The 10,866-nt window shown below is 67.0% G+C and carries 11 protein-coding genes; 8 read left to right on the top strand and 3 right to left on the bottom strand.

Going from position 1 to position 10,866, the window contains the following annotated elements:
* Positions 1-1,000: PDC sensor domain-containing protein (locus AC1DYI_RS17560; RefSeq protein WP_477205425.1), on the bottom strand; the 1,000-nt coding region annotated here is incomplete at its 3' end.
* A gap of 137 nt (positions 1,001-1,137) precedes the next feature.
* On the opposite strand from AC1DYI_RS17560, the gene AC1DYI_RS17555 reads away from it, so the two are divergent.
* Genes AC1DYI_RS17555 through AC1DYI_RS17545 form a run of 3 tightly spaced genes read left to right on the top strand, consistent with a single transcriptional unit; the run spans position 1,138 to position 2,558 of the window.
* Complete coding sequence (locus AC1DYI_RS17555) at positions 1,138-1,353, top strand: hypothetical protein (protein ID WP_477205424.1); 216 nt, start codon at positions 1,138-1,140, stop codon at positions 1,351-1,353.
* A gap of 3 nt (positions 1,354-1,356) precedes the next feature.
* A complete protein-coding gene (locus AC1DYI_RS17550) occupies positions 1,357-2,115 on the top strand; it encodes a response regulator (protein WP_477205423.1) in 759 nt (252 codons plus the stop codon).
* Positions 2,116-2,150: 35 nt separating this feature from the next.
* Positions 2,151-2,558 carry a hypothetical protein gene (locus AC1DYI_RS17545; protein WP_477205422.1) on the top strand — a complete coding sequence of 136 codons (408 nt, stop codon included), beginning with the start codon at positions 2,151-2,153 and terminating at the stop codon, positions 2,556-2,558.
* A gap of 21 nt (positions 2,559-2,579) precedes the next feature.
* On the opposite strand, the gene AC1DYI_RS17540 is transcribed toward AC1DYI_RS17545, so the two are convergent.
* On the bottom strand, positions 2,580-3,944 hold the full coding sequence (locus AC1DYI_RS17540) for an MgtC/SapB family protein (RefSeq protein WP_477205421.1): 1,365 nt from the start codon (positions 3,942-3,944) through the stop codon (positions 2,580-2,582).
* 71 nt (positions 3,945-4,015) lie between these two features.
* Between AC1DYI_RS17540 and AC1DYI_RS17535 the strand changes: the two genes are divergently transcribed.
* From AC1DYI_RS17535 to AC1DYI_RS17520, 4 genes are all read left to right on the top strand, one after another.
* The gene (locus AC1DYI_RS17535) at positions 4,016-4,438 is read left to right on the top strand and encodes a universal stress protein (RefSeq protein ID WP_477205420.1); all 423 of its coding nucleotides are present in this window, start codon (positions 4,016-4,018) and stop codon (positions 4,436-4,438) included.
* A 97-nt stretch (positions 4,439-4,535) separates the two neighbouring features.
* Positions 4,536-6,938, top strand: a complete 2,403-nt coding sequence (locus AC1DYI_RS17530; protein WP_477205419.1) for a Kelch repeat-containing protein — start codon at positions 4,536-4,538, stop codon at positions 6,936-6,938.
* Positions 6,938-7,705: a hypothetical protein gene (locus AC1DYI_RS17525; RefSeq protein WP_477205418.1), complete on the top strand. Its 768-nt coding sequence runs from the start codon at positions 6,938-6,940 to the stop codon at positions 7,703-7,705. The genes AC1DYI_RS17530 and AC1DYI_RS17525 overlap by 1 nt, the downstream gene beginning before the upstream one ends.
* 59 nt (positions 7,706-7,764) lie before the next feature.
* A complete protein-coding gene (locus tag AC1DYI_RS17520) occupies positions 7,765-8,880 on the top strand; it encodes a hypothetical protein (protein WP_477205417.1) in 1,116 nt (371 codons plus the stop codon).
* Between the two features lie 3 nt (positions 8,881-8,883).
* Here AC1DYI_RS17520 and AC1DYI_RS17515 read toward each other — a convergent pair whose 3' ends face one another.
* Positions 8,884-10,239, bottom strand: a complete 1,356-nt coding sequence (locus AC1DYI_RS17515) for an MBL fold metallo-hydrolase RNA specificity domain-containing protein (RefSeq protein WP_477205416.1) — start codon at positions 10,237-10,239, stop codon at positions 8,884-8,886.
* Positions 10,240-10,358: 119 nt separating this feature from the next.
* Here AC1DYI_RS17515 and AC1DYI_RS17510 point away from each other — a divergent pair.
* Positions 10,359-10,866: CoA-binding protein (locus tag AC1DYI_RS17510; protein WP_477205415.1), on the top strand; the 508-nt coding region annotated here is incomplete at its 3' end.

The raw sequence follows: 10,866 nt of genomic DNA, 5'->3' as shown, positions 1-10,866 counted from the left end.
GCGTCAAGGTCCGGTGACTCCCGACGCGAACGGCTTCCGCTTCTTCCGCCAGCAGCGACAGTCGATGGGTCAGTACGCGGGTCACCATGGCTGCGGCGACGGCCGACAACAGGCCTGCCAGAAAGACCGTCATGAAGACCGTTCGCCGGGTGCTGCGAACCGGGGCCAGAGCGAACTCGGCATCCTGGCGAACGACCGCAGTCCACCCCAGTCCCATGCCGTCGGCCAGGCGCAGTTGGGTGCGCGCGCCGACGACGTAGGTGCCGTTTTCCGTCAGATCGTAGGCGTTGGTGTTGCGCCCTCGCCAAGCGTCCGGTCCGGCCAGTATCAGCCCGTCGCGCCCGACCAGCATCAATTCCACCTCGTGGCGCTTGCTCAGCGCTTCCTGCATCTTGACCATTTCCCGCTCTACCCACACCCAAGTGACCGAGGCCCCGATGACGCGCGGGTCGCCATGGCCGGCTGGCCGTACAGGCACGGCGATGTCGATCAGCCCCGAAGAGCCAGCATTCGCTGCCAATGAGCCGCCCTTGGCACCTTGTGGCGTGCGCAGATCACCGACGAAGGGTTGTTGGCGCCCCTGCTGAAACCACTGCAGCGAGGACACGTTCTCGCCCACCTGCCGCCCCTGGGTTCCGGCGACGACGACGCCATGCTCGTCCGCCACGCCGAGCCAGACAAATTCGGGGAACTGCGCTTGGATCGTTTCGAAGGTGCGCAGCACCGTGTCGGTGTGATCAACATCCGTCGCGGCAATCTGGGCCGCCGTTGCTTGGAGAACGGAGCGTCGTGCTTTCACGTTCATCGACAGCGCGTCGCGTACCTGGGTGGCGAACTCGGCCAGCAGGCTTGTCGCGTCTTCGCGCGCCCGGCTGTCGGCCTGGGAGGCGGCCAGGTTGGCAGCCACCAGGGCTGCCAAGGTCACCACCATGAACACCGCCCAACCGATCGCCGCGGCAATGTGCCAACGGGGATGGAACTGCCGCAGAAGATCCCTCATCAGACCAGTTTATGAGCGTCCGGCCAGTGCCACTTGCAAGTCGTGACCATACGGTGCCCGATGTCACTCCCGTCGGCATCCGGGGGCGGCTAAGCTCGTTCAATGCACCCTTCACGTCGCGGTCGCCGCAGCCCCCCGTGCTGAGGCAGGACCATGTGATCAACGAGCTGGTTCAAGTCGTGAGCCGCTCGGCTTGTCTTTCGCCCGAGCAGGCTTCGCAGGCGGTGGGCGGCATGCTGCGATTCTTCGCGGCGCGCTTGCCCTCGCCGTTGTTCGGCGAGATTCAGCTGCGGCTGGGTCTACCGAAGATCGACGCCGCAGCCGCCCCCGTGGAACGCCCGCCCGGACTGTGAACCGTGGAAACTGACATCGCACAGCACGCCTTGCGGCTGCTCATCGTCGACGATCAGCCGCTGATACGGCGTGGCATGGCCATGATGCTGGCCTCGGAAGCCGGCATCGAGGTGGTCGGGCAAGCCGCGGATGGTCTGGAGGCCATCGAACTGGCCGTCGCCACCCAACCCGACGTCGTGGTCATGGATCTTCAGATGCCGCGCGCCAGCGGTGTCGTCGCCACCCGTGAAATCACGTCCCGATTGCCGGCGACGCACATCGTGGTGCTGACCACCTACGACGACAACGAACTCGTGTTCGAGGCCATTCGCGCCGGGGCGCACGCTTATTTGCTGAAAGACGCCTCGGAAGCCGAGGTGCTGGAGACCATCTGGTCTGTGCATCGCGGCGAGTCCCGCTTGTCCCCTGCAATCGCTCGCAAGGTGATGGAGCAGTTTCGGGTGTTCTCCGCGGGCTCGACCGCAAGCCCAGCCGGGGAAGCGCCAGCAGACACCGTGGCCCCCATGGCCGGACGCGGGCCGATTGCGGATCTGCGCACGGGATCCGACAGTGCGCCGCGGCCCACGTCAGAGGAGCCTCTGAACGACAAGGAGCTTCGCATCCTCGAGCTGATCGCGCAGGGCAAGAGCAACAAGCAGATTGCGGCAGCCGTGTTCCTGGCCGAAGGGACCGTGAAGAACTATGTCAGCCGCATCATGGACAAGCTGCACGCTGGCAGTCGGGTGGAGCTTGCCGTGCGTGCAATGCAGCGCCACCGATGATCTTCTGATCGCAGGCCGATCGATCTCTCGCCGTCTTGCTCGCAATTCAATACACCTACATCGTGCCCAAAGTTTCCATGCTGGCCGAAGACGTCGAGCGCTTCATCCTGACCCGGATTCCATCGGTGCCGTACCTCGAGGCCGCACTGTTCTTCCAATCCGCGCCGCTCATCCCTCGCTCCGCAGAGGGAGTCGCCGACGCGCTGTACCTTTCACAGACCACTGCCCAACGTCTGCTGCAGGCCTTGTGCGACGGTGGGGTGCTGGCTCGAGAAGGGCAGATCTATCGCTATGCGCCGCAGTCGTCTCTTCGCGAACCGCTGGACCGAGTGGCCGAAGCCTATCGGACGAACTTGATCGGGGTCACTCAGCTGATCCACGACGCCACGCCCAAGAACGCCCGACGATTTCCGGAGTCGCTCAAACTCAGGCGAAACACCTGAGCCGCTTGCTGGGCGGCGGCGTCAGATCCAGGCCACCGCAGCAACACCACCCGCTGCGCAGATGGCGGCCGCGGCAAGCATCACGTTCCTGCGCATCGGGCYGCGCCCGAGCAAAACGACGGTCGATACCTTGACGATCGTGTTGGCCAGGAGCGCCAGCAGCAACGCCCAGGCGGCTTGCTCAATGCCCGGCGCGCTGTGCCCGTCGCTGGCCAGCGAGAGGACGATCGCATCCACATCCGCCGCGCCCGCCAGGGCGGACACGGCGTACAGACCGGAGCTGGGGAGATGCTGCTGGGCCAGCTTCACGACGACCAGCACGACCGCGAACAAGGCCCCGAAGCGGATGGCGGCGCTGAGGCTGAACGGGTTCTTCACGACGATGGGATGTTCGGCGGTGGCTGCTGTTGCGGCCGCTGCGCCGGCCAGGTAGTGCCGCGCCGCGAACGCACCGGTGACCAAGGCCATCACCAACAGCGGCAGCCAGACGACCCCGAGCAGCTGGCGGTTGACGATGGCGACGATAACCGTCACCCGCAGGAACATCACCAGCCAGGCCAGCAGGATGCCGGCGCTGATCGCATCGCCACTGGCGAAGGGGTCGGCCGTGCGGCTGTCGCGTGCAAAGCTCAAGGTGGTGGCAGTGGACGACACCAGCCCGCCGGCCAGACCGGTGATCGCCGTACCGCGGGCGGGCCCGAGCCAACGCATGCCAACGTAGCCGGCCAGCGAGAGCGCCGAGATCAGCACCACCAGCAGCCACAGCTGGTAGGGGTTGATCGCGTGCCACGGGTCGATCACTTCGTCGGGCACCAGCGGCAGCACGATGACCGAGGCGATGAGCAACTTGATCACCGCCAGGATGTCGTCGATGCCGACGCGCTCGACCAACGCGTGCAGAGGCTGCTTGTACGCCAGCACCGCCGACACCGTGACGCCCAGCGCGACTGCCAGCGCCTGGTTGCCGACGACCGCCATCGCCCCCAGCAGCACGACGGCCATCGCGGCAATCTCGCTGGTGATGCCGGGCGCCTCGTCTTGCCCGTCGCGGCCGCGGCGAACGAGGCTGGCGACCGCCATCGCGCCCACCGAACCGAGCACCACAACGAAGATCCACCCGAACTGCAACTCGCGCGCCATCCAGGCCGCGGCCCCACCGGCCAGCGCCAGCAGGGCGTGCGTGCGGATGCCGCCGATGGTGTGAGAAGGCTCGGCGTGCCTTTTCTTTTCGCGCTCGATGCCGACCAGGATCCCGATCAGCAGGGCGGCCAGAAAGCTGCGGGCCAGTTCAAGGCTCATGGGTCGGTAGTCGTCTGCCCGTTCATGCCGACCACGATATCGTCTTTGCGATGCCCATAGACGGCGCGGCGCAACCCGGTTTGACATCGCTCAAGCGCCGACAGACCGACTGCGACGACGATGGGGCATTCACGACACCCTCAATGGTTGGAGCCCCCATGAAGATTCTTCTCGCCGTCGACGGCAGTGCCACGACCCAGCGCATGCTCGCGTACATCGCCGCCCACGATGAACTGCTCGGCCCACGGCACACCTACACCGCATTGACGGTCGTGCCGGCCATCACCAGCCACGCTGCGGCCTACCTTCCCCAGTCCTCTATAGACGGCTGGTACGAGAGCGAGGCAGACACGGTGCTGGAGCCGGTGCGCAAGTTCGCCGCCCAGAACCATTGGGAGCTGGAAGCCCGGCATGCGATCGGGCATGCCGGGCAGGCGGTCGCTCAAGCCGCCCAGGAGGGTGACTTTGACCTCGTCGTGATGGGCACGCACGGCCACACGGCGCTGGCCAACGTCGTGCTCGGCTCCGTCGCCACGGGGGTGCTGGCGCGCCTGCGCCGGCCTGTTCTGCTGGTGCCTTGATCGAGGATCAGCGCCATGGGTTGGCCAGCGTGCGGCTACGATCGAGTGTCACGCACACCAGGGGTTGCCCGGCTTCGAGGCAGCGTCCAGCCAATCCATGCATTGCAGCCGATTCTTCTTTGCTCCTGTTCCGATCCTGATTCGTCGCTGCCTGCACGCCGCCATCGCCGGGCTTGCGATGTGGGGCACGGCCGCCGCAGCGGCTGTCACGATCCCACCGGTTCCCACCTACGCCGAGCTGCCGCTGCCTGACAACCAGCAGGTCACGGCGACGCCGAACGGCGAGTTGAGCTGGTTGGGGCAGCGCCCCGTCGAGCCTGCGCCCAAGGGGCTGCGCCAGGGCTGTTGGGCGTGGGAGCTGACGACGGACCGCTGGAACCCTTCCACCGGGGGCACCAAGCGAACGCCGCTGGAGCCTCGGTTGAGCGGCTTTGTCTTCTCGCAGCTGCCGCTGCCTACCGGGCTGCTTGCACTGACGAAAATCGGCTGCCAGGACGGCGCGGAACGCTGGCGCTTCTTGCACCTGCCGCTCGATGGCAGCCCGGCGCTGAAGCTTGAGACCGACGAAGCCTTCGACCCTTTGCTGTATGCGTTGCTCAAGCTCGGCGACGATTCGGCCGCGCTGGTGACCCGCGATGTGGAAAAGCGTCATATCAAGGTCTACACCATCGAGCGCGTGAAGGGCCGCTTGACGCTGACCGCGATGCCGGTGCTCGCCATTCCCTACCGCGGTGACTTCGCCGCCGCCGTGGCGGGTCAGAACCAGCTGATGATCCTGGGCGGCTCCAACGGCGACTACCGCGGCTGCTCGCCTTGCCGGGCGGAAACGCACATCCTCGACCTGAAGACCAAAGCGTGGCGCGATGGGCCGTCGATGCTCGAGGCCCGCTCCGAACTGGCCGCCAGCGCATTGCCTGACGGCAGTGTGCTCGTCACCGGGGGCTGGACCAAGGTGGCAGAGTGGGGCAGCGGTGCGTCCCGAACGGCCGAACGCTGGAACCCGGCGACCGACAAGTTCGAGGCCCTGCCGCCGATGCCCACCGGCGCCGCCCGGCACAAGCATTTCTGGTGGGATGCCCCTTGGGGCAAGACCCTGCTGGTCGGGCAGGGGACTGTCGGCGCCGTGCACTCGTTGGACACCAGCAATTGGACCTGGCGGACCGTGGGCGAATGGACCGAAGGCAGCGAAGAGGGCGGCTGCGGCTTCTTCCCCTTCGTCGTGGCGGGCAACRCCTACGCGTGGCTTCGCAACCGTTCCGAGGGGCACTACTCGAGCAAGTCCTGCGAGCAGAACTACGCGAGCCTGAGCCTGCTGCGGCCGCCCAGCATCGCCACGCCGTTGCCTGAGCCGCCATCCGACAGTGCGTTGGTCACCTACAGACACGGTGCGGCCTTCCTGCCCGCGGCCGGTGCTGCGCCAGCGTTGGTGATCGGCGGCTCGCGGCATGCCGGGATGAACAGCTTTGTCATCAGCAGCGCCGTGGAGGCGATCGATCGCGACGGCCGCGTCACCACCTGGCCATCGCTGCGAACCGCTCGCCAGAACGCCCGCGCCTTCAGGGTCGCGGGCGGCGTTCTGGTGATCGGGGGCAGCGGGCCGGACAGCCCCTACGGCGGCGAAAGAGACCCGAAGCCGCTGACGGCCGAATGGTTGCCACCGACGGCCACTGTGCCGTGGCAGTGGCAAGAGGTGGGCGGCGCCAGCCTCGCACCCGACATGGCGGTGAGCCAGCTCAAGGACGGCAGCCTGCTCGCCATCGACCCCAACGGCAGCCTGCAGCAACTTCGCTTGGTATCGCGCAGCGGCAAGCCGACGCTGGAAAGCACGCCCTGGCCCTCGCTGAACCGCGAGCGTCACAACAGCCCCGACGAACACGCGGAGATGCGCGTGCGGGAACTGAACGATGGCCACGTGGTGGTCGCGGGCGGGAAGGTGCGCTCCGAGCGCATAGCGCTTTACTCCGAACGCGCGCTGAAACCGGGGCAGCCCGACGAGTACGTCGGCATCGGTGAGTTCCTGCCATGGCGCCGCTACGAAACTTTCGATCCGGCCACTCGGCGCTGGGCCAATTCAGCCCCGGCAGGGGCGGCAGGTGGCCGCGCCACCGTGCTCGGCGACGGGCGCGTGATCAAGGCCGGCGAAGTACCGAGGACCACCGCCGAAGCCCCTATCCGGTTCGTGCTGGAGGTCTCCAACCCCGCAGGCACCGCTTGGACGCAGCTGGCGCGCAAGGGCTCGCGCCTGCAGGTGGACGACAAGTACAGCCTGTTCCAGGTCGACGACGAGCTGTTTGCCAGCGGCGAGCTGGAAGGCCTCGGCACCGGTGGCGGGCCCAGCGGTGTCGAGTGGCTCAACTCGGCGACCGGTCAGTGGGAGCTGCTGTGGCAGGCCGAGAAGAACGACAACTGGCGCAAGCACCAGGGGCGGATCCTGCGCCGCACGCTGGCGGGTGCGGACGGCAAGAGCAAGACCGTGCTGACGCCGGTGGAGGGGCTGTGATGCGTATTCGTCATGCGTGGTGGTGGGCCCTGCTGGTTGGTGCCCACGCGGTGGCCGTTGCCGCCGAAGACAACAAGTCGCCGCTGAGCAGCACGATCGAGTTCCTGCTCGGCGAAGACCAGTGGCAGCCCGGCGACCGCTACCGGGCCGGCAACGACTGGTTGGCGCTGGTGTGCGGCAAGGCCGATTGCCGCTTCGAGCCTGCCAAGCTCGCCGTACGCCGTGAAAAATGGCAAGGCCACTACGACGACCAGCCGACCAGCGGCCAGAAGCTGACGTTGCGTCGGCAGGCGCCGGGCGCGGGCACCGTCGTGGCGTGGTTCAAGCTCAACCCTGCCATCTCGTGGCTGGCTGCCGGGCCGGTCACCACGTATGCGGCCAACACCTTCAAGAAGAAGCGGCCAGCCACCGAAGGCACGCTGGAGCTGGCGGTCGACCTGCCCGGCGGCGAGCAGGCCACGCTGGTGCCGCTGCTCGACCGCCCAGGCGGCAAGTTCCTGTTGCAGCTGCGGATGCCGGGTAAGCGCCAGTTGCTGGACGAGCTTGGCAGTTGCTCGCACATGGTGTCCACCGAGTACCTGGTGTGGGCTGGCGACATCGACCACGATGGCAAGCCCGACTACCTGATCGACTTTGCCGATGATGTCGGCGAGGCCAAGCTGTACCTGGGCCGTGAAGCCGGTCCGGGCGAAATTGCCGGCGTCGCCGCGATCTATGTTCCGCCGCCGTTCGGTGGCGAATGTGACGGCCAAGGGTGGCTGGAGTGATGGCTGTGATCGAAAGAACCTTTCCTGGCCTGGCAACCCTGCTGGCATGTCTTGCTGCCTTGACTCCCGTCTCGGTGCGGGCCGAAGCGCCGGTCCCCACCGGGGCCTGGAAGGGCACCATCGGCCAAGCTGCGGTGATGGCGTGTTTCGCTGAAGCCGGCGAATCCGGGTACTACTACCTGCGCTACAAGCGAGGCATTCACCTGTGGCCGTCGGGCGATGACAGCAATGACAGCCAAAGCGCCGAAGCCATCGCCAAGGCCTGGCGCAGCGGCCGGTTCGAGCTCGACGAGCGGGTACAGACCACCGGCAGCGACGACAAATCGAGCGGCCATTGGCAGCTCGAGGCGAAATCGGCCACCGAGGTGTCCGGCACTTGGACGGCCCCTGGCGGCGGCAAGAAAGCCGCGATCTCACTGCGCAAGGTGACCGGCGCGGCATCTCTGGCGCCAACACATGGCGGTGGCTGCGAGCAGGCCTACTACGAACCGATTCGCGGCGCCATTCAGCTGAAATACCAGCCGGCCCAGTTCGAAGGACATGCCTATCGCGAGATCTCCAGCGAAGAGGCCACCTCGATGGACGTGCCCTCCAGCGTGCCGCATGCCGGCGAGTTCAACCGTTATGCGCTCGAGTGGCTCCGCGACCAATCAGCGATCGCGTTCGACTGCAACTCGGGCCGAGGTTACGGCGGCGGCGAGCCTATCGGCAGCTCGCTCGAGCCGGTGGTCTGGACTCCGCAGCTTCTGGTGCTGAAAGACATGACGCCGGAGATCTTTTGCGGCGGTGCGCACGGGTCGTCGTCGCTGTCGTATGTCACGTGGTCATTGGAACGCGGCAGGCTTGTGGATACCTGGGACTGGGTGCAGGGCGGACAGAAATCACTCGTTGCCCACGCCGGCACGCTGGGCAGGCCCATCACATCGGGCCTGTTCCGTCTGATCGCGAAGCAGCATCCGCGCAACGCGGAAGGCGACGATTGCAAAGACGTGCTCGACCAGATGAGCGTGCAAGCGCCGTATCCGATCGCCCAGGGCCTGGTGTTTCCCACGGATTTCTTCCACGCGATGCGTGCTTGCAACGACGAGGTGACGATCGCCTGGAAGCAGCTCGCGCCGTACCTCTCGGCCGAGGGCCGGACCTTGGCGCAGAGCTGGCCACGCAGCGATCGCTAGGGGCTACAGCTCCACCGCCTGCCGGTACTCCGGCACCTCGCAGAGCCAGCCGTGCCGCTCTTGAAGCGCCAGACGCAGCGCGTCGGCCGCCACCGGTTCGCCGTGGGTGATGAAGACCCGCTTCGGCGCGTGCGTCATCGCGCCCGCCCAAGCCAGCAGCTGCTCCTTGTCGGCATGGGCTGACAACATGTCCAGGTTGACCACTTCGGCGCGCACCGGCACGTATTCGCCAAAGATCTTCACCGAGGTGGCGCCACCGACCAGTGAAGCGCCGCGCGTGCCGGCCGCCTGGTAGCCGGCAAACAGGATGGTGTTGCGCGGGTCGGGCGCATAGGCCTTCAGGTGGTGCAGCACCCGCCCGCCGGTGGCCATGCCGCTGGCCGAGACGATGATCGACGGCCAGGTCAGCTGATTCAGCTGCTTGGACTCTTCGACCGTGTTGACGATCTTGGCCACGCGGCCCAGCGCGTCGCACTGCGCCGGCGTCAACCGGTGCTCGCCCGCGCAGTGGCTGTAGATGCGCGTGGCATCGGCGGCCATCGGGCTGTTCAGGTAGACCGGCATGTCCGGGATGCGCCGGGCCTGCTTGAGATGGTCGATGCACAGCAGCAGCGTCTGCGCGCGGCCCACTGCAAAGGCCGGGATCACGACCACGCCACCGCGCGCGGCAGTGCGGTTCACCACAGCAGCCAGCTCAGCCAGCACGTCGCCCTCGCGATGTGCGCGGTCGCCGTAGGTCGATTCGATCACCAGCACGTCGGCGTCGTCGGGTGGGGCGGGCGACTTCATCAAAAGGTCGTCACTGCGGCCCAGGTCGCCCGAGAACAGGATGCTGCGGCCCTCGGCGCTGACGCGAACACTCGCGGCACCGAGGATGTGGCCGGCCGGTCGCATCCGCAGCGACCAGCCCGTCCAAGGTGCAAAGTCTTCGTCGAACGCGATGGGCTTGAAGCGGCGCAGCGCGGTGCGCGCCTCTTCTTCCGTGTACAGCGGCAGCGCCGGCGAATGCTTCGAGTGGCCGTGGCGGTTGGCGAACTCTGCCTCTTCTTCCTGCAGGCGGCCGGAATCGGGCAGCAGCAGTTCACACAAGGCATGTGTGGCCGGCGTGCAATAGACCGGGCCGCGAAAACCCAGCTTCACCAGCCGTGGGATGAAGCCGCTGTGGTCGATGTGCGCATGAGTGAGCACCACGGCGTCGATCTTGGACGCATGGAAGGGCACGTCGGCCCAGTTGCGCAGGCGCAGCTGCTTCAGGCCCTGAAACAGCCCGCAGTCGACCAGCAGTTGCCGATCGCCATGGGTCACCAGGTACTTCGAGCCGGTGACGGTGCCGGTGGCCCCCAGAAATTCGAGCTGCATGCTGTGTCTTTCGATGCCAACCAGCGTAGCCTGCCAGCYGCGCGCCGGCCGGGCTTGACCCTGATCAAGTCCGCGTGCAGGGCCTTGGCCATCATGGCGTTCCACGCCGGGAGACTGCTTTGACGATTCGCCATCTCGACCACTTGCTGAACCCGAAGTCGGTGGCGGTGTTCGGTGCTTCCGATCGCGCCGGCAGCGTGGGCGCCACCGTCTGGCGCAACCTGAAGGCCAGCTTCCGCGGCGCGCTCTACCCGGTGAACCCCAAGCGCACCGTGCTCGACGATGTGCCGGTGTTCGCCCGCACCGCCGATCTGCCCGAGGCGCCGGAGCTGGCCGTGCTGTGCACACCGCCCGCGACCGTGCCGAAGCTGATCGCCGAACTGGGTGCCATGGGCACGCGCGCAGCCATCATCGTCACAGCGGGGCTGAGTGCGGAGCAGAAACAGGCGACGCTGGACGCGGCCCGGCCGCACCTGTTGCGGCTGCTGGGCCCCAACTGCATCGGGCTGCTGAGCCCGCATGTCGGGCTGAACGCCAGCTTCGCCCACATCGGCGCGGCACCGGGCGAGTTGGCTTTCGTCTCCCAGTCGGGTGCGCTGGTCACCGCGATGCTGGACTGGGCCCAGA

It is taken from the genome of Ideonella sp. P3_A4, from assembly GCF_056403075.1.
Note: the sequence above shows the minus strand (reverse complement) of the source record. Positions and strands in the feature narration are given on the sequence as shown.

Coding starts and splice junctions, on each gene's coding strand:
- AC1DYI_RS17535 (WP_477205420.1), top strand. CDS start 4,016: ATGAAGATTCTTCTCGCCGTCGACGGCAGTGCCACGACCCAGCGCATG.
- AC1DYI_RS17525 (WP_477205418.1), top strand. CDS start 6,938: ATGCGTATTCGTCATGCGTGGTGGTGGGCCCTGCTGGTTGGTGCCCAC.
- AC1DYI_RS17515 (WP_477205416.1), bottom strand. CDS start 10,239: ATGCAGCTCGAATTTCTGGGGGCCACCGGCACCGTCACCGGCTCGAAG.